The sequence below is a fragment of the Asticcacaulis currens genome, assembly GCF_028550395.1.
Lineage (GTDB): Bacteria > Pseudomonadota > Alphaproteobacteria > Caulobacterales > Caulobacteraceae > Asticcacaulis > Asticcacaulis currens.
In genome coordinates this window covers 78,389-99,676 of the sequence record NZ_JAQQKW010000004.1, presented here as the reverse complement: position 1 = coordinate 99,676, position 21,288 = coordinate 78,389, and the positions used below count along the sequence as shown (strand labels likewise).

21 protein-coding genes and 1 pseudogene are annotated in these 21,288 nt (G+C 56.1%); 11 read left to right on the top strand and 11 right to left on the bottom strand.

From position 1 onward, the window contains the following. Nucleotides 1-154: 154 nt before the first annotated feature. On the bottom strand, nt 155-628 hold the full coding sequence (locus PQU94_RS08080; RefSeq protein ID WP_272740955.1) for an Lrp/AsnC family transcriptional regulator: 474 nt from the start codon (nt 626-628) through the stop codon (nt 155-157). Between the two features lie 117 nt (nt 629-745). Here PQU94_RS08080 and PQU94_RS08075 point away from each other — a divergent pair, with 117 nt between their 5' ends. Continuing rightward, complete coding sequence (locus tag PQU94_RS08075; RefSeq protein ID WP_272740954.1) at nt 746-2,149, top strand: M20/M25/M40 family metallo-hydrolase; 1,404 nt, start codon at nt 746-748, stop codon at nt 2,147-2,149. A 9-nt stretch (nt 2,150-2,158) separates the two neighbouring features. Next, complete coding sequence (locus PQU94_RS08070) at nt 2,159-2,779, top strand: glutathione S-transferase family protein (RefSeq protein ID WP_272740953.1); 621 nt, start codon at nt 2,159-2,161, stop codon at nt 2,777-2,779. Here PQU94_RS08070 and PQU94_RS08065 read toward each other — a convergent pair. Both PQU94_RS08065 and PQU94_RS08060 read right to left on the bottom strand, forming a co-directional pair. After that, on the bottom strand, nt 2,770-3,828 hold the full coding sequence (locus tag PQU94_RS08065) for a pyridoxal-phosphate dependent enzyme (RefSeq protein WP_272740952.1): 1,059 nt from the start codon (nt 3,826-3,828) through the stop codon (nt 2,770-2,772). The genes PQU94_RS08070 and PQU94_RS08065 overlap by 10 nt on opposite strands. A 163-nt stretch (nt 3,829-3,991) precedes the next feature. Then, the gene (locus PQU94_RS08060) at nt 3,992-4,342 is read right to left on the bottom strand and encodes a winged helix-turn-helix transcriptional regulator (RefSeq protein WP_272740951.1); all 351 of its coding nucleotides are present in this window, start codon (nt 4,340-4,342) and stop codon (nt 3,992-3,994) included. 48 nt (nt 4,343-4,390) lie between these two features. Between PQU94_RS08060 and PQU94_RS08055 the strand changes: the two genes are divergently transcribed. Further along, complete coding sequence (locus PQU94_RS08055; RefSeq protein ID WP_368407066.1) at nt 4,391-5,314, top strand: NAD(P)-dependent oxidoreductase; 924 nt, start codon at nt 4,391-4,393, stop codon at nt 5,312-5,314. Between the two features lie 57 nt (nt 5,315-5,371). Here the strand turns inward: PQU94_RS08055 and PQU94_RS08050 are convergent, their stop codons facing one another. Then, complete coding sequence (locus PQU94_RS08050) at nt 5,372-6,370, bottom strand: quinone oxidoreductase family protein (protein ID WP_272740949.1); 999 nt, start codon at nt 6,368-6,370, stop codon at nt 5,372-5,374. 28 nt (nt 6,371-6,398) lie between these two features. Here PQU94_RS08050 and PQU94_RS08045 point away from each other — a divergent pair, with 28 nt between their 5' ends. Continuing rightward, a complete protein-coding gene (locus PQU94_RS08045; protein WP_272740948.1) occupies nt 6,399-7,448 on the top strand; it encodes a LysR family transcriptional regulator in 1,050 nt (349 codons plus the stop codon). Nucleotides 7,449-7,961: 513 nt separating this feature from the next. On the opposite strand, the gene PQU94_RS08040 is transcribed toward PQU94_RS08045, so the two are convergent. The 5 genes from PQU94_RS08040 to PQU94_RS08020 all read right to left on the bottom strand — a co-directional run bounded on the left by PQU94_RS08040 (nt 7,962) and on the right by PQU94_RS08020 (nt 12,242). Beyond that, the gene (locus PQU94_RS08040) at nt 7,962-8,417 is read right to left on the bottom strand and encodes a GNAT family N-acetyltransferase (RefSeq protein ID WP_272740947.1); all 456 of its coding nucleotides are present in this window, start codon (nt 8,415-8,417) and stop codon (nt 7,962-7,964) included. A gap of 91 nt (nt 8,418-8,508) precedes the next feature. Further along, nucleotides 8,509-9,138 (bottom strand): hypothetical protein, encoded by a 630-nt coding sequence (locus tag PQU94_RS08035; RefSeq protein WP_272740946.1) that lies wholly within the window; start codon nt 9,136-9,138, stop codon nt 8,509-8,511. Nucleotides 9,139-9,209: 71 nt separating this feature from the next. Then, the gene (locus PQU94_RS08030) at nt 9,210-10,166 is read right to left on the bottom strand and encodes an AraC family transcriptional regulator (RefSeq protein ID WP_272740945.1); all 957 of its coding nucleotides are present in this window, start codon (nt 10,164-10,166) and stop codon (nt 9,210-9,212) included. 147 nt (nt 10,167-10,313) lie between these two features. Then, the gene (locus PQU94_RS08025) at nt 10,314-10,841 is read right to left on the bottom strand and encodes a GNAT family N-acetyltransferase (protein ID WP_272740944.1); all 528 of its coding nucleotides are present in this window, start codon (nt 10,839-10,841) and stop codon (nt 10,314-10,316) included. Between the two features lie 282 nt (nt 10,842-11,123). Next, a complete protein-coding gene (locus PQU94_RS08020) occupies nt 11,124-12,242 on the bottom strand; it encodes an alpha/beta hydrolase (protein ID WP_272740943.1) in 1,119 nt (372 codons plus the stop codon). 596 nt (nt 12,243-12,838) lie between these two features. On the opposite strand from PQU94_RS08020, the gene PQU94_RS08015 reads away from it, so the two are divergent. The 3 genes and pseudogenes from PQU94_RS08015 to PQU94_RS08005 form a co-directional block, all read left to right on the top strand. Beyond that, on the top strand, nt 12,839-13,957 hold the full coding sequence (locus tag PQU94_RS08015) for a site-specific integrase (protein WP_272740942.1): 1,119 nt from the start codon (nt 12,839-12,841) through the stop codon (nt 13,955-13,957). A 337-nt stretch (nt 13,958-14,294) separates the two neighbouring features. Further along, the gene (locus tag PQU94_RS08010) at nt 14,295-14,486 is read left to right on the top strand and encodes a type II toxin-antitoxin system PrlF family antitoxin (RefSeq protein ID WP_438263737.1); all 192 of its coding nucleotides are present in this window, start codon (nt 14,295-14,297) and stop codon (nt 14,484-14,486) included. A 214-nt stretch (nt 14,487-14,700) separates the two neighbouring features. Then, nucleotides 14,701-15,084, top strand: a pseudogene (locus PQU94_RS08005) (WGR domain-containing protein); the annotation flags it as partial. 205 nt (nt 15,085-15,289) lie between these two features. On the opposite strand, the gene PQU94_RS08000 reads toward PQU94_RS08005, so the two are convergent. Continuing rightward, nucleotides 15,290-16,192, bottom strand: coding sequence for a LysR family transcriptional regulator (locus tag PQU94_RS08000; RefSeq protein ID WP_272740940.1), 903 nt, complete (start codon nt 16,190-16,192; stop codon nt 15,290-15,292). Nucleotides 16,193-16,279: 87 nt separating this feature from the next. Between PQU94_RS08000 and PQU94_RS07995 the strand changes: the two genes are divergently transcribed. After that, complete coding sequence (locus tag PQU94_RS07995; protein WP_272740939.1) at nt 16,280-17,278, top strand: quinone oxidoreductase family protein; 999 nt, start codon at nt 16,280-16,282, stop codon at nt 17,276-17,278. Nucleotides 17,279-17,512: 234 nt separating this feature from the next. Here PQU94_RS07995 and PQU94_RS07990 read toward each other — a convergent pair whose 3' ends face one another. Continuing rightward, nucleotides 17,513-18,469, bottom strand: a complete 957-nt coding sequence (locus tag PQU94_RS07990) for a LysR family transcriptional regulator (protein WP_272740938.1) — start codon at nt 18,467-18,469, stop codon at nt 17,513-17,515. 35 nt (nt 18,470-18,504) lie between these two features. On the opposite strand from PQU94_RS07990, the gene PQU94_RS07985 reads away from it, so the two are divergent. From PQU94_RS07985 to PQU94_RS07975, 3 genes are all read left to right on the top strand, one after another. After that, nucleotides 18,505-18,918, top strand: a complete 414-nt coding sequence (locus PQU94_RS07985) for a RidA family protein (RefSeq protein WP_272740937.1) — start codon at nt 18,505-18,507, stop codon at nt 18,916-18,918. A gap of 2 nt (nt 18,919-18,920) precedes the next feature. After that, nucleotides 18,921-19,676 carry a hypothetical protein gene (locus tag PQU94_RS07980; protein ID WP_272740936.1) on the top strand — a complete coding sequence of 252 codons (756 nt, stop codon included), beginning with the start codon at nt 18,921-18,923 and terminating at the stop codon, nt 19,674-19,676. A gap of 867 nt (nt 19,677-20,543) precedes the next feature. Next, nucleotides 20,544-21,026 (top strand): hypothetical protein, encoded by a 483-nt coding sequence (locus tag PQU94_RS07975; RefSeq protein WP_272740935.1) that lies wholly within the window; start codon nt 20,544-20,546, stop codon nt 21,024-21,026. Nucleotides 21,027-21,288: the final 262 nt, after the last annotated feature.

Below are 21,288 nucleotides of genomic sequence, written 5' to 3'. Positions count from 1 at the left end.
CGGCGCATTGTAGATATCTATGAAAAATGGCCGAGGTCCCATCATGCGTTTCAATCGGCTTCGGATCGACCATCATAATTCGACAATTGAGTGCGCATCTAAGCATTCGAGATGAGGGTCGACCCAGTTCAGAGTATTCAACAAGGCCTTCTTTTCATCCGTCATCTTCCGCCATCCGTAAGGTCAGGCCGCGCTTTACAACGCTCAATGCGACGTTGGTCGTGAAGCGTTTCACGTTTGGGTTATCCTCAACCAAACGTGTCATCAGCTCATCGTAACTGGTCGTATCGGGCGAAGCTATGACCACCACGAAGTCTGTCTCTCCGGTGACATAATAGGCCTGTTGAACTTGCTCCTCTTTCGAAAGCCATCGCCTAAGCTCAGCCAGAAGTTCTGGACGTTCACGCTCGACCTCTAGACCAACAATAAAAATCACAGGCCTGTCAGCCTTTCGCGGATCAAGCACGGCGATTTCTCTTTGGATAATGCCTCCGTCCTTAAGCTTGCGAAGGCGGCGCTGAATGGCCGAAGGGGAGAGAGGCACCTGTTCCGCCAGGCTGTCCGACGTCCTGCCGGCATCCTCTTGTACCAGGTTCAGCAGCAGCCGGTCGAATTTGTCTAGTTCCATACTATATTCTTAAGCGAAATTTTTGCCGAAATTCCGCGTTCGGGCAGGCTCAAACGCGGCGGAGACGAACGGATCACCCTTAGATTTTGCAGGCCGTTTCAACCTCCGGATCGTCCAATGGATTTTGTCGAATTTCAACGCTTTATTGATGCAGAGTGGGCGGGTCCCGCGATGCGGACCCTGCAGGACTACATTGCCATTCCCGTGCAATCACCGGCTTTCGACGATGACTGGGAAACGAACGGTTTTATGGATGAGGCCGTCGGCTTGCTCGCGGGCTGGGCGAGCCGCCAAATCCTAGACATTCCGGGGGCTACCATTGAAATACTTTCGTCGCCCGGCGTGACCCCAGCAATATATATCGACATTCCTGGACGCTTGGTTCAGACAGTTCTCATCTATGGCCACCTCGACAAGCAGCCGCCGATGGACGGATGGACGAACGGCCGCGGACCTTGGTCGCCAGTCGTCGAGGGCGATCGGCTTTACGGTCGGGGGGGCGCTGATGACGGCTACGCAATCTTCTCAGCACTGATCGCTTTGAAAGCCATTCGCGCTCAGGGTCTGGAGCATCCCAGATGCATGATCCTGATCGAGGCATGTGAGGAATCTGGAAGTCTCGATCTCGAAGGCCACCTCGCTTCTGTGTTTCAGCGGACGGAAGATTTGGATCTGATTGTCGCCCTCGACGCCGGCGCCGCGGATTATGATAGTTTGTGGGTTACGACATCGGTGCGCGGTCAGGTAGCGGGGACCCTCACGGTTCAGACGCTGACGGAGACCATCCATTCTGGCGATGGAGCGGGTGTCGTGCCGACAGCGTTCCGGATTGCTTGCCAGTTGCTGGCCAGGTTGGAAGATCCTCAAACGGGCGATGTAGACCCGCAGTTCCTCACTTTCATTCCGGAGTTGCGCCGAGTCCAGGCTGTCGAGGCTGGCCCATCCATTGCAAAAACGCTTTTTGCGGCGCTTCCACTCGCGGGCAGCACCCGCCTTGTCAGCGACGATGCAGCGGAACTGGTCTTGAATAGATCGTGGACGTCGCAACTTACCGTCACGGGTATTGATGGCCTGCCGACCGTTGCGAAGGCTGCCGCAGCCATCCACCCGCAAGTTCAAATGAAACTCAGCCTCCGCCTGCCGCCAACATTGGATGCGGAGTTGGCGGCTTTAGCGCTGAAGAAACTGTTAGAAGCCGATCCACCCTATGGATGCAGCGTGACCTTCGATGCTCAGATGATATCGCAAGGATGGGAAGCGCCGGCTATGGGGGCGGGCCTCACGGCGGCGCTAAACCGAGCGGCCTCTGACGCGTTTGGCGGGCCCGTACGGTATTTTGGCGGCGGCGGCGGCATTCCGTTTCTAGCCAGCCTTAGCGAGCGATTCCCTGGGACGCCATTTCTGGTGACCGGTGTGCTGGGCCCTCAATCCAATGCCCATGGACCAAACGAGTTTCTGCACCTGCCAACCGCACGACGCATCACCGCGGTGTTGGGCAGACTTCTTTCTGACCTAGATTAAGGAAAAGCCATGCAATTGCTTTATCAGACCCATTCTCCCTATGCCCGGAAAGCCCTGGTGTTTGCCCACGAGGTCGGCCTGGCGGACAGGCTCGAGGTCATTCACCACGAGACGAGCCCGACAAATCCGAATGAGGTTGTGTTTGCCGAAAATCCGCTCGGAAAGGTGCCTGTATTGCTACGGCCGGGCGAGAGCGCGCTTTTCGATTCCGATGTCATTTGCGCATACCTGGACACACTACATCCACATCCGAAGCTCATACCTCAATCCGGTGAAGCACGCTGGTCTGCCCTTCTTCTGCAAGCCGCCGCGCAGGGAGTTTGTGATTCAGGGGTAAGCCTTCGCTGGGAAACCCTGCGTCGGCCGGAAGCCCTCCGGTACCCACCCCTTGCAGAAGGTTTCAAGCTGAAGCTCGTGACCACATACGGATGGCTCGACGAGCAAATTCGAAAATCACTTCACATATCTATTGGTCACATCGCTGTTGCCACAGCCCTCAGTTGGATCGAGTTTCGAAACCTGCCATCCTGGCGGGAGCATAAAAACCTTGCGGCCTGGATGGACGAGTTCTCAACGAGACCGTCCATGTTGGCGACGCCTCTCCACGGTGAAGCCGTCGATCATCGATAATCACGAGCGAGCGCAGATGGCGTCACTTGCTGACTGCCTTCCGTCAAAATTGTCAGAACCCTGGATCGTTCGTTGATGCCAAATGTCGCTCTCAGGTTTGGATTGCGACATGCGGCCTTCAATCCTGCGAGCCCGGCCGCGCCAGAGGCGGTCGATGGCACGCCTATCATTTTGGCGATCTTCGATCCGTTACGAAGTTCTGTTTCCGACAAAGTCAGCCCTTGCGCCCGGTGAGCCAACAGGCTTGCCAGCGCGGGGGCTGAGGCAACTCCGCATGACAACATAGTCGCCATCGTCCGAAGATTACCTGGGCACTGCACGGGCCGCCCGGCAATAAGCGCGCGGCTAACGCAGTCTGCCGACTTGGGTTCAACAACGACGATCTTCGGATGCGTACTAAACCGGCTGGCGAAGCCATCCGCAAGTGCCGCCGCCAATCCGCCGACACCTGCCTGTACAAAGATATGGGTAGGCGCTGTCAGCCTGTCGTGGAACTGAACCCCCATCTCGTCCACCATTAATCCATAGCCCGCGACCACCTTTTGAACGGTGGGATCGGAACGATCGTCTGTGGTGTCGGCAACGAGCACGCCGCTGCCATTTTCAGCCCGTCGGCGGGCCTCCATGACCGCGTCATCATAGGTGCCACTCACCTGGACCACCTCGGCACCAAGGGCGCGGATCTTGGCGACCCGGCGCGGACTCACGTGGCGGGGGATTATGATCAGCGCCCGACCGTTGACATGGTGCGCCGCGGCCGCAACCGCCAGACCGTGGTTGCCATCACTTGCGCAGATCAGCGCGGGGATATTATTGCACCTTCCCAGTGCTTCAATCGACCGGGCGCCGGTTCGCTCCATGAGGACTGAAAGCCCCGCAGTCATGCCGCCGAGGGATTTGAAATTGCCGAGAGGGCGAAGCGTCTCATTCTTAACGAAAACCCGAGCGAGCCCAAACCTTGAGGCGAGCCCATCAGCTTCAATGAGCGGCGTGGGGCGGTAGGCGGGCCATATTGAGCGGATCAGCGTTTTGTCGAGTGCGTATGTCATTCCGCATCCTAAGACGCTGGTCGATGCGGCAAGCGGCGTAATACGATCGCTAAACGTCGAATTTATGCATAGTCAGACCGGGAAATGGTTCCCGGCGGAATGACAGGTCAAACACATATCTTGAAAGCTGAAGGTCTAACTCAGCCCCCACGCATTATTATGTCTACGCGGGATAGCGGCCAGTCGCCTTTGCGAAGGTTTCGCCCCAGTCCGCAACAGGGGAGAGGGCGACGTTGAGCTTCTCGCCCATGTCGGTCAGGGAATATTCGACATGAGGTGGAACTTGGGGAAACATATGGCGATTTACCAGTCCGTCGCCTTCGAGCGCACGGAGTTGCTGGATTAGCATTTTTTCACTCGCGCCGGGTATGCGGCGTTTCAACTCGCCGAATCTCAGGTGCCCGTTTCGGAGCTCCCAGAGGATGACAGCCTTCCACTTGCCGCCGATTGCCTCAAACGCCGGGCCGATGCCGCAGGCATAGCTGCTTTTTTCCTTATTTATTTTCTTTGGCATAACAATCTAATGCCCCTTTTGGTAAGTACCTGACTTTTTAGTGGGTACTTGCTCTTCAGAGAGCACCATTCTTACTTCTTGTGTTCCAATCAGCAAGAGGAGAATGAAATGTCAGATGTGACGGTTATCGGGCTTGGCCAAATGGGAACGCGGCTGGTCGAGTTGCTTAGAAACTCCGGGCGCTCGGTGACGGTTTGGAACCGTAATAGTGCGAAAGCGGCGGCGATTGCCAGCGACGCGGTTAGCGTGGCACCGAATCCTGCCGCAGCCATCGCCGCCAGTCCGGTCACCCTGATTATTCTGTCGGATGACGAAGCTGTTCGCAGTGTGTTTGATCACTCCGATATCGGTGAGGCGCTCGCTCAAAAGATCATAATCAATCTGGGTACTACAGGCCCGGATCAGGCCAGGGCCTTCTATGATCGGGTTGCGGACCGCGGCGGCAATTATCTTGACGGCGCCATTCAGGCTGCACCTAGCCAGATGGGGGAACCTTCAACGCCTATTATTCTGTCCGGTTCGACTGAAGCATTTGAGCGTGCAGAGACGCTGCTGCGAATATTGGCGGGCAATCTGATATATCTGGGGCATTCAAAGGACGCTAGCGCGTTCATGGACCTCGCGACGCTATCCTACGTCTATGGTGCCTATGCAGGGTTTCTCCACGGGGTTCGGATTTCGGAAGTCACAGGGATTGATCCAGGCCTGTTCGGCAAGCTGGTTGAATCTATCTCGCCAAGCTTCGGCGCCTTCTTCGCGCATCAATCAGGCGTCATCAAATCAGGTGATTTTGCCATCTCGGAAAGTCCAATGCGGATCTCGATTGCTGCGGTTGATCGTATCGCCAAGACGTCCGCCGCGCTTGGGATTAACGGCGAGGTTCCCGAGCTTGTAAATGGCTGGCTCGTGGAGGCTGAACGTCAGGGATTTGCGGATGAAGAGCTGGCGGCAATAATCAAGGTGCTTCGCTAACGGTTCGCCTGCTGGCGGGAGAGGGCGCGCAACGTAATGATCGCGCGCCCTGGATCGTCACGCACTCAGCGAATGCTGAAGTGTGATCTTGCCGATAGCCGCCCCGGACTGCAGGCGAGAATGGGCGGCATTGGCGCGAGCGACGGGGAACGATGAATCGATATGGGGCATAATTACACCGTTGCCCAAGTCGGCGGATATCTCTTTCAGGATGGCATTGAAGCGCACCTTTTGGCTGCGCCATAAAGTGAATAAGTCTGAAACCCTGATTCCGATGCTTTTGCCAAAATGAGGCATCAGCAGTTCAGCCGCTGAGCCGCTGGGAAGCCCTCCCAGATGGCCAAAGCTCACGATCTGGCCGAAATCGCCAAGAACCTCCGCGTCGTGCAGAATGGTGTCCCCTCCAACGGAGTTTAGGCTCAACGCGATGCCGCTCACGCCGACAGTCCGCTTTATCCTGTCGATAAGGTCTGGAGCTCTTCGATCAATGGCGACGTCAGCTCCCTGTCGCTTCGCATAATCCAGTTTAGCACTACTGGTCAGAGCGATTGTTCGAAAGCCTGCATTCCTTGAAATTTGAAGTATTGCGCTTCCAACCCCGCCCGCCGCCGAATGCACCAGAAGCCAGTCGCCTGAGGCCGGTGCACCATAATTGAATATGATATTTCTGGCGGTCGTGTACGCAACGGGGGCAGATGCCGCTACATTAAAAGGAACGTTTGTGGGAATCTTGACCACGTAGCTGGCGTCAATCGCTGTCAAAGGTCCGTAGCCTCCGGCCCCGATATTGCCCAGCCACATCACTCGGTCACCAATGGCGAATGTCTTGACCTCTGAACCAACAGCCTCAATTGTGCCAGCGCCTTCCACGCCAAGAATGTGAGGCAGCGGCGTTGTCTCCGAAGGGATTACACCTCCTGCCTTTATGAGCAGATCGATATTGTTCAGGCCACACGCCGCATTGCGAACGAGGACCTGGTTGGCACCTGGAAGCGGATCTGGGGCTTCGACCGCAGCTAGATCCGATCCGAAATTTATGACTGCAATTGCCTGCATGGGAATTTCCTGACCACTAGCGACGCCATTGAGAACTGCGACGTCACTCTCCGACAAAAAGTTGCATATCGGTCATAATTCATTCAAATTGATATTTGTGAGGATTTTCATCAATATTGGTGACGGCGTGCAAGACTTCGACGAAGCGGTTCTGCGGAAAATCGACCTTAATCTTCTGGTTGTGTTCGCGATGGTCATGCGTCATCGATCCGTTCAAGCCGCAGCGGCTAGATTGTACCTCGGACCTTCCGGCGTCAGTATGGCGTTGGCCCGCCTTCGAGAACTGACGGGTGACCCCTTATTCAACAGGAGCCGGCTAGGGCTTCAGCCTACGGAATATGCTGAGGTGTTGATTGAAGCCGTGGCACCCGCATTGTCGGTCATTGCCTCGGCTTTGACGCCCTCTGATTTCGATCCGCAGGTTTCCTCTGGAACGCTTCGGATTGCCTTATCGGACGATATCGAAATCGTGCTGTTGTCACGCTTGCGAAAGGCACTTGCCCATCGGGCGCCGGCGATGGAGCTGGTCGCCCGGCATGCCGATTATAGCCGTGTGTCCGAGGTGCTCCAGGACAATCACGCCGATCTTGTCGTCACCGCCCACCCCACCGCGCTAGATCCGCGCCTTGTCGTCGAGGAGTTATATACCGAGCGCTTTTTGGCTCTGACCGATGGCAATCGAACCGAAGCGCTCGATCTCGAAACCTATGTCCGGAAGCCGCATGCGCTGGTTTCGGCGAGAGGTGTCAGGACAGGACTTGTCGACGACGCTCTACGCCGCTTGGGGCGGAGCAGATCAGTGCGGGTCGCTACAGAGAGCTTTGCGGCCTTGCCGTATCTTATCGGCGGTAGTGACCTCGTTGCGACATTGCCGGCGACGGCCGCTACTCTGATCGCAAGGCAGTTTGGACTGAAGCTTCACACTTTGCCGTTTGAAAGTCCGTCTTTTCAAGTCACGCTCGCCTGGCGGTCGCGCGATGACGTCGTTTCTGCGCAAGTCTGGTTGCGGAACATGGTGAAAGATGAAATGCTCGCAGCGGTGCGCACGGCGCGGCGCATTTCGACTTCATCGGCATAACAAGTGCGGTGGATCGGGACGGTTTAATTGCTGGGTTTTCACGTTTACTTCAGTCCCTGCAAACGTCGACTTCTTAAATTGCACTTTATAAACCTTTTTTTGAATAGGCACGAAGAGATACTTCGACAATGAAACTGTGTCATTGCCAATTATCGGGCCACTTTTGGGGAGCGTAACAAGTCGTCAAAGTTAGCCAGAAGTATTTAAGCTAGTCGCCTCACAGGCGGGGCCGGATTGGATGCTGCTTGGTTCAGGACTAGGCCAATCTTTGGAAATTCTGGCAGCCCATCAAGCACACCTAGGTGTGAAGGCCCTCCGGCTCGGGTACGGACAGTGATGCCAAGGCCCCCGTTTACGGCAGCCCAGGCACTACTCAGGCTTAGGGCTCGTAACAGCAACACGCCAAGGTATGCCAGCGTGGTCGAGGGCATTTGTCGCCGCGCTACGCATCAAACACGATGACTCAAATGCGACTAATAGCAAAGGTGTGTTGGAGCTGCCCGCCAGTTGCTCTTAAAGAGTTTTTCGGAAGCTGAAGCCGTTAGCATCGAACCCTTCACGCACATAGAAGCGATGCGCGTCTTCGTGCGTGATCTTGGAAATTGATTCGAAATGCCGGCAGTTGTTGAGCTTGGCTTCTATCCGCAGCCATTCAAGGAGTTTGGCACCGTAGCCAAGCGATCTCGCATCTTTGAAAGTGACGAAATCGTCGACATGAAGGGTCCTACCAGCGAACAACGTATCGACCAGGCGGAAGCCCGCGACGACAGTCGGTGCCGACCCGACATACAAGGAGACCAGCCGATAGCCTTGCACGCCCATTAACTCCCGGATACGCCTCAGATAGTCTGACTGGTCTAAATGAGGATGAAGCTGTGACATCACCTCGAACGTTTTGAGGATCTCTTCGTCCGTCGCAGCTTCGATTATCTCTGGCAATGCAGGTTTCCCAGTGAGTTGGCGTTCCATACGGATCGGCTAGTTAATTTATGTTCTGCGCAGCAGTGAAATTCTGCGTCCTTGCCTGCGTGCATGCGGAAATGCCGCAAAGCGTAACGGCTCATCGTCGCATGGCACCCGCGTTCGTCACTACCCGGCGATAGTCATACTCCACGGCGAGCCAACGCGTTCCCGAGCCATCGGCCCTGGTCCAATATTGTTTCGCCGTTTCGTGGTCAGATCCTAATCCAAAAGCTTCGTAACTTGAACGCAGCATCCAGCCATCGACCTGGTCATCCCACCCGGCAAACGCGACGGGTAGGAATTCCAGGACAAGATGATCGGGCGAACCGGCATCCACGCTGTACGCCGGCATAATTCCGGCGGGAAAGCGAGTATCCATGGATACGTACTGCCATCGGCCCTCTACGCGGTTGTAGTGAAAGTATGAGATCCGCTTGAAGTCAGGCTGTGACGCATCTGCCGGCGAGATCACTTCTTCCAAGAAGGCGCCGACCATTTGACGGCTCACCTTGAGATCCGACCATACGATGGGCGCAGCTGTCGGGTTAGGGTGAATAGTTAGGGTGAGCGTCCACTCGCCCGCGCGCGCAGCCAAAGCCCGAGCCTCGGGCCCGGGCTCGTTCATCGTGGCGATGGCACTTGTCGGCGATTGTGCGAATGCGGATGCGTTCAACGTCATCAACACCATTGCGCCGAGGGCAGCGCCCGCGAATTTTGCAGCAATCATTATTTTGCTCCGTTTGCACAGAACAATAATGGCAATTAGAATTGGAATTTAAATGAGTTTAAATCCAGTTTTCATTGCAATTCTTCCGGCATTCCTTTCCGACGCGCAGCGCCCGGCGCATGACCAACAAGTCGCTTAAACGCACGGCTAAAAGACGCCTCGGATTTGTAGCCAACCTTAAAAGCAAGCGTGTTGATATTCGTCTTACCGGAACGGAGGATTTCGATGGCGGCCGACATGCGGAGCATCGCAAGATACTTGGAGGGCGTCTGGCCGACGGTCGCGGTAAATCTCTCGTAGAAGGCGGATTTCGACATGCCCGACTGACGGGCTAAGGTTTGCGCGCTCCAATCATCTCCAGGATTCTTATGCATCGCGATGAGAGCCTTGCTCAGGCGCCGATCATTGAGAGCTGCTAACCATCCGTTCGAGTAGGCCGGGGCTGTTTCCGCCCAGCTACGGATGATACGCCCGACGACAAGGTCCGCTAATCGCGTCAACATCGTCGCGCTGCCCATACGCTTTTCCCTGATCTCGTTCGCCATGGCGTCGAGCAGGGGAAAGAGGAGAGGGTCGGAGATGTCGTTCGATCCGGCACGCACTATTATACTTTCCGGCATAAGGGCAGTGAGAGATTTCAAGGCCGGCCCGTGATAGGCTACGCTGCAGCAGGTCATCACAGTCCGCTTACCTCGTCCAGGAATTGCGAATTCAAAGACCGTTGGAGCGATCTCGCTGCCAGCCAATTCTTCTATCGGCGTTGACGGCCGGTTTGGCCGATCGGCCAGAATGTGTTCTGGACCGCGGACCAAAAGAGCTAGATCGCCCTTGGCGAGGTGGTCCCAAGCGCCGTCTCCCGACTTTAGCCACGCCTCTCCTTCGACAACCAAGTGCAACCGTGCTGTGGATTGAGGGGTGAACGAGATACTCCAGGGCTTCTGCATTTCGCATTGGCCGTAAGAAACCCCGGTAAAGCGGAAATCCTGAAGTAACGCGTTGATGGCGTCCGTGGAATTTTGGTGTGGCATACACCCGATTATATTACTTTTCTTCCAGGATTTGAAGCGAGTGCCAGCTATCGCTTGCCCATTTCCCCAAACAAAAGCGCACTGAGCGATTGTCGGGAGCAATGGTACAGTGAATTCGTCAGGTGCGGCCGTATGGTTGAGGAATTGTCATAGCGCCTTGCGCATCCGAACTAAGGGAACAGGTGTGCCGCCACGATCATCGCTGACTGTGTCGATTACTTCATATCCGCAAGTCTTGTACAGTGCTGCCCCAGCAAGAGTCGCCATCAATTCTGCACGAATAAACCCTTCTGCCCGTGCGGCGCACTCACACACCGAAAGAACCCGCCTACCGACGCCGCGTCGCTTGAATTCAGGGTTCGTGTACATCGCCCGAATGCGGGCCGGATCTGTCGCAGGATCTAACAGCCCGGGCTCCCGCAGGCTTGTGCTGTGATCTCCACCATAAAGCGTCGCCCGGTGGCTCCACCCACCACAACCGGCGATCACGCCACTCTGCTCTAAAACAAAATATGTTCGATCAGCGATGAGTTGGGTGTCCAGTCCCATAATCGCATGGCTCGCGATTATCTGCTCAGTCGACAGAAAGTCTGACTGAAGACGGTCTATTGCCAGTTTCATCAGATTAAGGAGACTTGGGATGTCGTCTTCAGTGGCGAGGCGAGGGATGAGCATTAAGACAGTCCGTAGATGAGAGCCTGTGCGCAGGGCGTGGCTTTTGATCCAGCGATTCAACTGGTCATGGCGGAAACCATCGGTGCCCACACGCTCCATCTGTTTACAGTAGAGCAAGGGCGGCTGCGTCGGCTACCGCCCATTGTGTTCGCGAACGGTGGCCCGGCGACCATTGGTGTGGAGGGCAAGGGGCCGCCTCCCGAGTAACGCGCCGCACAAGGAAGAAATTGTCACCTTTCCGATGGAACTCCAGCGAGACTAGCGGGCGACCAAGCGTTTGGATCAGGGCAGGGGCGCAGGATGTTCTCCCGGACCGCGCGCGTTCTGGCGAACATGAGTCACCAGAGTCAGCAAAGCCTTGCCGGGTTCATCGGTCGGAATGGTATGAGCCGAATCTTCGAACCAGATCGAAAGCTTGTCGGGAGCTCTGACGTCCCTGACCCACTGATCAACGATGTCGCTGGGCGTGGTATAGTCGTGGCGGCCCAGGAACATGTAGACAGGGACCTTGAGGCTCTTCACGTCCTTGAACGAGACGTCGGCCAGCTTGGGTAGAAGGCGTTCGATGGTGAACGCGCTGCCTTCACCCCACGCCTTGATCGCATCCGAGTCGTAGGCCGGTGAATAGTGATGCATGGCGAAATAGGCGTTGGGATTATCGCGGCCCGCAGTCAGGTAGCCATAGTGGATCGACCACTTGCGTTGCACGGTGATCTTGTCGACATCAAAGGCACCGTTGCCTGGATAGGGTTCGAGGCTTTCCAGTTCGGTGACGGCCTGCGCATTGTTGTCTTCCCGCGCGCGCTTGAGAATTTGCTCGTAACCGATCCGCTCGCCCTCGCGGAAATCGATGATCTGGCCGATGCCGACATAGGCGTGAACGATATCGGGACGCTTGATGGCGGTCATGAGGCCAGGGATGGAGCCCCAGCTGTGGCCGATGACGATGACCTTCCGCTTGCCGTAGCGCTTGATGAGCTGCTCGATCAGGGCGATGGCGTCATCGCGATACTGCTCAATCGTCAGTGTCGGAGCGATGGCGGCGGAGTCGTTGAGCGGCCACGTCTTGCCTGACGCGCGCTGTTCCCACTGCACTACCGTGAAGTATTCCTCCCAAGGCCTTTGGAAGGCCCACGAGATGGGTAGCTCGGGTGCACCCGGTCCCCCGTGGATGAACAGTATGAGGGGGTTGCCTCTATGGTTGCCTCTGACCGAGACGAACTGCTTCGTGCCGTTGATGTCCGCAGTGAAGTTTTCCTCAACGCCATCCGGCGTGGTGATGCGCTGGAAATCACCAATGGTCGACCGAAACTTGGCAATCGGATCGGTGGCCGGGTCTGCGGCGAAGGCGGGTGGGGAATACAGGCAGCTGACGGCTGCGATCAAATAACGAAACTTCATGAAAATGCCTTTTAATGCCCATGATCCTGCGCCAATCTCAGGTCCAAGGGAGAGTAACAACGCCGTTGGGATCATACGAAGGACCCGCGCGGTTTGTCGGCAAAAGCGGGCCTGAAACGCTGCGATGCGGCATTTGAATTGGCCTGAGCCAATGACCCGCAAGTATCGGCGGTCTGATCATCGGCCGGAAACGCGCATTCAATGCGCGGTTCATCCAAAATGACGTTATGCGGTCCAGAGAAGGTCGAATGGTTTCGAAGAAGGTGAGGTCGCCTATGGGGGACTTGAACCCGATCGTATGCACGGGAGACAGGTCGACATGGACGTCTCGGAACCGCCATCGGGACGTACGTCCGGATATGTCGGCGACTGATTCTTTAACATTTGTGCAACTTCGTCCGACGGTGTCGCCGATATCTATTCGGGGAGATGGTGGACGAACTTGGACACCACCTCGATCCAGTAGACGATATGCTGACGAATTCCTCTGGGTCGAAAATCTAATGGAGGTGATTGCCATGCGGACTCGCACGGCCTCCAGTGGTTAGCGTGTTGCTCCTCAAGGCCGCCCGATTGGTCAGCAATACATTTGTATAATGGTCGTAAACCTGATCACGAGCATTTCTGAGAATGCATACAAACAGTTCCAACTATGCTCTGAACGGCACCATGATTTTATCAAAAATTTTGCTCGATTATTACACGTGATAAGGGTTATTATCGCGTGTGATATAGGGTATATAGGCCAAATGGACAATCAAAAACCCAAGCCGCCCACAGCACGTGCCGCCATGGCTTTGGCGAAGTCACAGACCTATCAGGATGCCGCAGACGCGCCAGCGACTTTGCGGGCCTACGCATCAGACGCGAAAGATTTCGAGGCCTGGTGTAAGCGCAGCGGTTTGTCAGCGTTTCCAGCGACGCCGGAGGTTGTTGGCGCATATCTTGCGGCCGCCGGTGAAGGCTACGCCATGCAGACCTTAAGGCGACGTGTTGCCGCCATTGCGCGGGCTTCAGGCATGGCAGGCCATCCTCTCGACACGAAGCACCCTTCAATCAGAGAAACTTTGCGCGGTATCGGCCGAACACATGGCAGTCGTGGGCGACGCGCCGCCGCATTGACTACAAAAGAACTCAAAGCGCTGAGCGAGGCTTGCGACGCCAGCCTTCCGGGAGATCGCGACCGAGCCTTGTTGCTGGTAGGGTTCGCCGGCGCTTTGCGTCGTTCGGAGCTTGTCGCTTTGGACGCCGAAAAGCTGATCTGGTTCGAGGATGGCGTCCGGCTGCTACTCGAGAGGTCTAAGACCGATAAAGAAGGCAGAGGTGCCGAGGTGACGATCGTTTTCGGGCGTAACGAAGCCACCTGCCCCGTGAGAGCCCTCCGGCGATGGCTCGACAATGCTGGTATCCAAATTGGTCCTGTTTACCGAAAGGTTAATAAGGCGGGGCGGGTGGAAAGCCGACGTCTTAGCGAGGATGCTGTTCGCCAAATTTTGCTTCGGCGTGCCGCTGATGCGGGGATAAAAGGTACACTCGCCGAGCCGGTAAGCCCGCATGGTCTACGTGCCGGCTTCGTGACAACCGCCTACAGGAACGGAGTGCCCGACGAAGAAATAATGGGCCACACCCGCCATCGCAGTCTAACAACTATGCGGAGCTATGTCCGCCGAGCGAAGCTGAAGACCTCTGAGCCCGCTGGTAAGCTTGGTCTCTAACAGGCGTGACCGACGGGATATATCACCAGAAAACTTGTATCAAAATTCTTCCTGGCCACATCGATTACGGCGAAGCAAATCGTGATCGACATGCCGAGAGCCGAAATCTGAAAACAAATAGGTCACTGTCAGGATAGACTCGTCTTCTCCTAAACCCGCAAGACCGATAAGGCAGATCTTATCGAAATGCGGGCCTTTGGGGTTTGAGTTTAGTTGTTCATCATCCTCGGTCATTTGGGACGTGCTACAGCATTATTTTGTGTAGATCCACATTTACTCAAAGAAAAGATACCAACGTTCGCACCGTGGCGTTAGGCTGGCAATTGGCCAAGAGGGAATGGAGAATTTGAAACCGGTGGAAAACGATCCGGATCTCGCAGAAATCCTCGCTTCATTAGACGCTGAAATCGACTTGCACCCTGAGAAACTAAAGCCGCTCAGCTCCGATCTGAAAGCGCGGCTCGACGACTTGGTATATGATGTCGAATTCGATCCTGACCAAGAAATTCTGGGCGACGTTGACTGGTAGCATCGGCGCGGCCTTTCGGTGCGCTGCGCTGGCTTAAAAAGCTGCGCGCCTCCCCCGTCTGACTGACATTTCGATCTGGCACAAACCGCGACATTTCTATTCGGCCTAGACAAAATGACGACGTAATTCTGTTATGGGAACCAGCGTCGTTGTGTTACACTAAGTCATTGTATTCACTGGGCATATGGCGATGTGAGGGACCGTTCTCCATCGGGTAGACCCAGCGCGTAACATGGCCCGTTTTTACGAGCTATATGTCCAGCCGAGGCTCTTTGGCGACGTCTCGGTGACCCGGCACTGGGGTCGTATTGGAACTCAAGGCCAATCCAAGCGGCACTGGATTTCTTCAAACGAAGCCGCTGCGGAGTTAGCGACAAAATTTAGGTGCATGAAGCAACGACGCGGGTATGCAATGCCAAGCATCAAGGTCGCTTTCTCAAAGCAGTCCGCGCGCCTGGCAGTGAGCACGCGTAAGAAGGTCGAAATCTGGGCCAAAAAAATAGCTCAGCATTTGGCCAGAATCGCTTACTCACGCAGTTTTCATCCCTCGTTGGCCTTCGAGGTTTGGCCCACCCAAGATATTAAAAGGGAGCCGTGAATCCTCGAGCCTTGAAAAACTGTGTCGCCGGATTGACGTGATTAAGTGGACGGTCAAACGTCTGTACAGTTCACCCAAATTCTGAAGGTAGATCTCTACAGAACTTGGACCCGGATAAGTTTAGGTAGATTCATGGTCGTGCATTCACCCACTATAGCGGGTAACCCTGATCAAGGGATCATCTTTTTCGATCTCGGCCCAGCGATTATCGCTCGTCTAGCTTCAAATCGGCAAAGGCATTGAGGAGCGCCCTCACTTTTGGAGACCGACCGGCTCCCGGAGGGAATAATGCAAGCATGGCGCGCTCAACCGGTCGCCATCCTTTCACATGTGCCGCCTTCACCGAGGGCCCCAGCCGCTCAGCGAGCGACGTTGGCAGGAACCCGACTCCCATTCCACGGCGAACGGCCTCGATCGCCAATTCAGTGTCGTTGACGCTGAAGGCGGGTACCGGCGTGACCGATCGCCGTCGGCCGGACTCGCTCTGGAACCTCCATCGATCCATCGGAGGGGTCACAACGCAAGGTACCTTTCCGAGATCATCCGGGGTCTGGAGGGTGCCTAGCAACGGGTAGCGAACCAGCAGGTCATCGTGAACGGCCAGCATATAAGGAACGTCCCACAGTTTCCGGACGACTAGCCTCGAGTCCGTCTCGATTGGGCCAAGCCGAAATGCAATATCGAACCCCTCTCCGATAACATCGACAGAACGGTTCGAGAGCATCAACTCCACCTTCAGACCGGGGTGATCGGCAGCAAAGGCAGTTACGGTCGGACCGATCCTGTCCCGTCCGGCCATGACTGGGCAAGTGACCCTAACGGTGCCTCGAAGTTTCCCAGCGTGGTTCGACAGCCCGTCCACTGCAGTTGCGATTTCCTCGAAAGGTTCGACCAAGCTCTCGAGCAGATCTATCGCTTCGATCGTCAGTGAACAGCTGCGCGTTGATCTGCGCAGCAATTCCACACCAAGCTGTTGTTCAAGGGATGCCAGTCGCCGGCTAACCGTTGCGGCCGGCACTCCGAGCTGGCGACCCGCCGCGCTTAGGCTGCCCGTCTGCATGATCCCGATCAGAAGAGCGAGATCGCGATAGGGTGGTGGCTTTCTCATTTTTGCATCACTGTTTTAGTAATAACAATGCTTCTCCTGCAGAAATGCAATGATAAAATTTATAGCCGCTAGTCATGAGAGGATGAGATGAGGGCCTTCGAAATTTCCGCGATCGGGGACGCTAACTTACTAACGACAACTGAGCGGCCAATCCCGAAGCCTAGGGAAGGCCAGCTACTGGTGCGCAATGCTGCATCGGGTATCAATTTTCTTGACGTTATGATCCGTGGAGGTCTTTGGCCTGACGCGCCGCCACCGACATTTCCGTATGTGCCGGGCGTCGAGGGAGCAGGCGTTGTCGAGGATGTCGGCACGGGTCAAACAGCGTTTCGAAATGGAGACCGCGTTGCTTGGATGGGTCCGCTTTCAGGTGGCGGCTATGCAGAGTACTCGCTGGTCGACCACGCGCATGTCTACGCATTGCCAGATGGCATCGACATTGCCGTTGCTGCAGGCATACCAATGAATTATCTCACCGCGTGGTCACTGTTGCACGATCTGGCACAGGTAAAGGAAGACGACTTCGTGTTGGTGCACGCCGCGGCCGGGGGAGTCGGACTGGCGTTGATACAGCTGGCGCGATGCGCCGGTGTTCACACAATTGGTGTCGCGAGCGCCGGCAAGCTGGGCGTCGTCCTCACCAATGGCGCGACCGCCGCGATCGATAAAGCCGACAGGGCGGGCCTTTTAGCGGAGGTCCGCCGCCTTGCCGGGAATAAGGGCGTTCGCGCGAGCTTTAATCCAATCGGCGGCGAGACGCTTGCTCAAGACCTCGATTTGCTTTCACCTTACGGCATCGCCGTTGCTTATGGGCTGCTGGAAGGCCTTCCGGGTTCCTCGCTTGCCGCCGCCCTGTTCAGAAATTTCGGTCGCAATGTCGGGGTTCGTGTCTCCGACGTCTATCGCTTCGCCCATGGCCGCCCGATCGAAGCAAAGGCGGCTATGCAGCAGATCTTCAGCTTGGCGGCACTTGGGCGAATTTCGCCAGTAATTCAGACAACGCGGCCCGATGGTCTCGTTAGCGTACATCGTAAGCTTCAGGCCGGAGAGACCAACGGCAAGTTCATCATCGACTGGCAGCATTGATCAACGCGTTCGGAAACAAAGAAACCCTAGTTCGCGGAGTCGAGCGAACAGCGCTGATGTTTTCACAACCAGAAGCCGATCCTAAAGCACCTTTACGGTGGGTCTGGCCGGACATAATCGCTGGGAAAATTTCCCACCGCTTTGGTGCTTGGTCGGTTGTTGATTGTCTTTTTAGCTCTGCGCAAAATGTACTCTAACGGGTCTAAAAATCAATGACCCCGGAAGTCGGTGAGACTAATTGTGCCGGTGAGATTTTTTCACATGTTCGATGAAAGCCTTGACGGCAGGCGGCAGCAATTCTTTCGAGTAATAATAGAGAAACGGGCCGCTGAAGTCAGGTAACCAGTCCGACAATAGATTAACGAGGTCACCTGAAGCTATCTGCCCAGCCACGTAGTCACTAATCGTCAAGTAGCAGCCGAGGCCGTCCAACGCTGCGCTGATTGCCGCATTTACGCTGCCCGTCACGAGCCGTGTACGGGGGATGACGCGCACTATTTCGCCGTCGCGCTCGAATTCCCATTCGAGAAGCTGACCGCTGCTAAATCGGTGCCGAATGCCAGGAAAGTCGGCGATATCAGCCGGAGAAGCGGGCATTTTCACAGTCGCAAGCAGCTTTGGCGAGGCTACAAGTGCATAGCGTTGGCGCTTTCCGAGGGGAAGTGCGATTACATCAGGTGCTAAGTTCTCCTCATATCTAATTCCGACGTCATAGCCGGCGCCGATTACGTCGACGAGCGCGTCATCCGCCGTCAACTCAACGTCGATTCGAGGATGCGAGGCTAAGAAGGAAGAAAGCAGCGGCGGCAGCACCAAATCTGCCGCGGGAGGAGCTGCGTTGATCCTGAGCCTACCGGTCGGCTCACCGCAAGGCACGCACGCCGCTTCAACCGCATAGTCAAGTGAGGCTAGTACCGGCTCCACTCCCCGGAAGAGTGTTAGGCCAGCCTCGGTCAGGGCGACGCTTCGGGTGCTACGGTGAAACAAGCGAACCTGCATCCGCGCCTCAAGGCTGCTGATCCTGTCACTAAGCCGGGACACCGGCATGCCTAAGTGCACCGCCGCCCGCCTAAAGCCGCCGGAGCGGGCAATTTCGGCGAAGATATCCAGATCGGTAGCCACCCGGAGCGGTGTTCGCATTTTCGGACAGCCTGTTTCAAATTGCGTGGATTGTGGGAACAATAATGCCATGCCATTTCGGTCATGTCTATCTCAAGGAACTTCACATGGTCCCTCCGATCTTCGAGAATCCCGAAAGTCTGCCGTCGCCGCTCGGTTACTCCCAGCTTGTCGAGCTAGATGCCGGGAGGCTCGTGCTAATCGCCGGTCAGGTGGCGCTAGACGCTTCAGGAAATCTCGTCGGGTGTGGAGATATTCGTGCTCAAGCTCACCAGGTTTTCTTAAACTTAAGTGCTGCGCTCAAGGCCCGTGATGGCACTTTCGCCGACCTCGTCAAGCTAAACATATTTGTAACTGATATCGCCGACCTCCCAGTCTTGCGCGAGGTAAGAGATGAACACTTTGCCGGTCTCACGCGCTCACCAGTCAGCACGCTGGTCCAGGTGCAGGCGCTCTTCCGGCCGGAATTTCTTATTGAGATCGAGGCCATGTCTTGGCTCGCTCCGCAGCAGAGGAACTGATCATGTCGCTGAGATGGTTTGAACAAGCACTGGCATTGGTGCTGTTCACGATGGCTACCATTTTTCCCTCCGCGCAAGCCGAGACAGTCCCCCCAGAAGCATCCGCAGGACTTCTCTACAGCTACGAGGTGGATCGACAAGCTGAATTCGAGCAGGGCTACAAGTCACATCTGGACTGGCATCGCGCGGCCGGCGACCAGCTCCCTTGGTATGGCTGGATCGTCACCAGCGGCGCCCGTCCCGGCACTTTTGTGGATGGGACTTTCGCGCCGATCGAGGCTCTGGACCGGCGTCCTCGTCTCTCTGAAGACGGAGTGGATTTTGCACGCACCGTTCGTCCCTTCGTCCGCCCAACGCGGCAAGACACACTCGCCCTATGGACCGAAGCGAGCACAACCTTCCTCTTGGAGGCCCGAACACCGACTCCTGAAATGGACGTTTACAAAGTCGAGCCATTGCCCGGCCACGACGCCGACTTCAGGAAGATCTTGATTTCCATCGTTCACAAACGCCGCGCCGGCGGGCTCGGCTGGACATGGTATCGTCAATTAGTCGGCGGTGAGTTACCTAGTTACATTTTGCTCGTCCCCCGGACGAGTTTGAACGATAGGGCGCTCTGCAATGAGGGCAGCCTCATGTCCTTGGTCATGGCGGTCACTGGTGTAAGAGAGGAGCGCGCACGCGCCGTCGATCGTGTCGCAAGGATAACGGTCAGCGAAACGTGGTCCCTACGCCGCGACCTCAGCCTGGGACTGTGACCCAATGCCTCCGGGAATGGCTATTGCATAGCAATAGCCGTGAAGGGCTTCAGGATAGTCTCAAAGGCCTGGGGCCACATTCGTAAGTCCCCTGCTTTTTGCGCACCCGTAACAGTTCACATCATCGGTGGAAGGCCAGAAACCAGCGCTTCTATGGCATGCCTTAAGGGAGCTATTAGGACTATGAACTATTTTCAGGCGGTATTTCTTACTTACCTGTAGGCATACTATGAATGAACGACTTATACGACCACCTGTGCCCAAAATCAGTGGGTAACTTGCGAAAAAGCGGCAGTTACAAGCGTGACGCGGCTGCGCCCGGCCTTCGGTTGCGAGCTCTCCAGTTTAGGCGTCCCTAGCTCTCGAATTCTCCTGTGACGGCAGATTAAACCGCGCATACGAGACTACCTTCTAAGCATGGCCGAAGCCTGAGCGCCACGGCTTGGGAAGTTTCGCCCCGCGCAGCCCACATGAACAAGGTTGCCGTTTACCGCCGCAGACCGGACGATTTTGGGTAAATTTTGACATCTTTTCGCGGGCAATCGGCGCAGGCCTTAGCTTATCTTCCTTATGCCCGCACAAGAAAGCCCTCTGATGTCTTGCCGCCGATTCATAAGTTTGTCGTTTCTCTCCATGATGGCCCTATCCGCATGCGGAGGTGAATCCGGAGGCAGCCAGCCTCCAGTGCCTATGCCTCCGACGCCAGTCCCGACTCCGCCGCGTGAAGTCGACCTTGATTTTGGTTCGACGGCGGTTCCCTGGACAGCAGATTTCGCGGACTTCCCTATCGACGGCGAAGCCGCTGTCGAGTTCGAGGCGGCGTTAGCCAACTTACCTTCGCCTCTGCCTGCACAGAAGGGGTGGCGGTTGAAGAGCCATAATCGACCGGACGATGTCTTCATGTACCTCTACAGGCGCATCGATGGATTTACGCCAAACAAGACCTACAAGGTGGCCTTTTCCTTGCGCATTGCGACAAGCGCCCCGCCGGGCTGCCCCGGTATCGGCGGAGCCGAGGGTGAAGCCGTACTTATCAAAACAGGTGCTCTGGCGCATGTCCCTGGCAAAGTGACCAAATCGAACTGGGCGCGCCCCGACTTCGACATCGGCTCTCAAATGGATGCTGGCGCCAATTCGCTAGTGCTAGGGAACATCGCCAAATCAATCGGCACATGCGGCGCCGCCCCCGTTTTCGAATTCAAATCTCTCTCGAGTGGAACCAATACCCTCCCCGTAACGGCCAACGCTCAGGGCGAAATCTGGCTCTATGCTGGTACGGATTCCGGCTACGAGGGCGTTACAGAAGTCTATTTCACGGACGGCAGCGCCACCTTCACAGCCGTGCCTTGACGCGTGTTGTCTAGCCGCCGTCCAATTACATTGGCTCCGTGGTGGCATGCAGCCGGAGCCATGTCTGCAACTAAAGACACCGTTCCCATGCGTAGAATACCACCATTGTCTTCTCTGCGCGCCTTCGAGGCCGCCGCGCGAGCCGTTAGCTATAAGGGCGAGGCAAGCGAGCAGAATGTCACGCCGACAGCGATCAGTCATCAGGTCCGGCCCTGGAAGATCATACTGGCTTTATCCTGTTCGAGCAGGGTGCGCGGAAGAT

Excerpts from the sequence above, each read along its gene's own strand:
- PQU94_RS08080 (WP_272740955.1), bottom strand. The coding sequence starts at position 628 with ATGGAACTAGACAAATTCGACCGGCTGCTGCTGAACCTGGTACAAGAG.
- PQU94_RS08075 (WP_272740954.1), top strand. The coding sequence starts at position 746 with ATGGATTTTGTCGAATTTCAACGCTTTATTGATGCAGAGTGGGCGGGT.
- PQU94_RS08070 (WP_272740953.1), top strand. The coding sequence starts at position 2,159 with ATGCAATTGCTTTATCAGACCCATTCTCCCTATGCCCGGAAAGCCCTG.
- PQU94_RS08065 (WP_272740952.1), bottom strand. The coding sequence starts at position 3,828 with ATGACATACGCACTCGACAAAACGCTGATCCGCTCAATATGGCCCGCC.
- PQU94_RS08060 (WP_272740951.1), bottom strand. The coding sequence starts at position 4,342 with ATGCCAAAGAAAATAAATAAGGAAAAAAGCAGCTATGCCTGCGGCATC.
- PQU94_RS08050 (WP_272740949.1), bottom strand. The coding sequence starts at position 6,370 with ATGCAGGCAATTGCAGTCATAAATTTCGGATCGGATCTAGCTGCGGTC.
- PQU94_RS08040 (WP_272740947.1), bottom strand. The coding sequence starts at position 8,417 with ATGGAACGCCAACTCACTGGGAAACCTGCATTGCCAGAGATAATCGAA.
- PQU94_RS08035 (WP_272740946.1), bottom strand. The coding sequence starts at position 9,138 with ATGATTGCTGCAAAATTCGCGGGCGCTGCCCTCGGCGCAATGGTGTTG.
- PQU94_RS08030 (WP_272740945.1), bottom strand. The coding sequence starts at position 10,166 with ATGCCACACCAAAATTCCACGGACGCCATCAACGCGTTACTTCAGGAT.
- PQU94_RS08025 (WP_272740944.1), bottom strand. The coding sequence starts at position 10,841 with ATGCTCATCCCTCGCCTCGCCACTGAAGACGACATCCCAAGTCTCCTT.
- PQU94_RS08020 (WP_272740943.1), bottom strand. The coding sequence starts at position 12,242 with ATGAAGTTTCGTTATTTGATCGCAGCCGTCAGCTGCCTGTATTCCCCA.
- PQU94_RS08015 (WP_272740942.1), top strand. The coding sequence starts at position 12,839 with ATGGTCGTAAACCTGATCACGAGCATTTCTGAGAATGCATACAAACAG.
- PQU94_RS08010 (WP_438263737.1), top strand. The coding sequence starts at position 14,295 with ATGGAGAATTTGAAACCGGTGGAAAACGATCCGGATCTCGCAGAAATC.
- PQU94_RS08000 (WP_272740940.1), bottom strand. The coding sequence starts at position 16,192 with ATGAGAAAGCCACCACCCTATCGCGATCTCGCTCTTCTGATCGGGATC.
- PQU94_RS07995 (WP_272740939.1), top strand. The coding sequence starts at position 16,280 with ATGAGGGCCTTCGAAATTTCCGCGATCGGGGACGCTAACTTACTAACG.
- PQU94_RS07990 (WP_272740938.1), bottom strand. The coding sequence starts at position 18,469 with ATGGCATTATTGTTCCCACAATCCACGCAATTTGAAACAGGCTGTCCG.
- PQU94_RS07985 (WP_272740937.1), top strand. The coding sequence starts at position 18,505 with ATGGTCCCTCCGATCTTCGAGAATCCCGAAAGTCTGCCGTCGCCGCTC.
- PQU94_RS07980 (WP_272740936.1), top strand. The coding sequence starts at position 18,921 with ATGTCGCTGAGATGGTTTGAACAAGCACTGGCATTGGTGCTGTTCACG.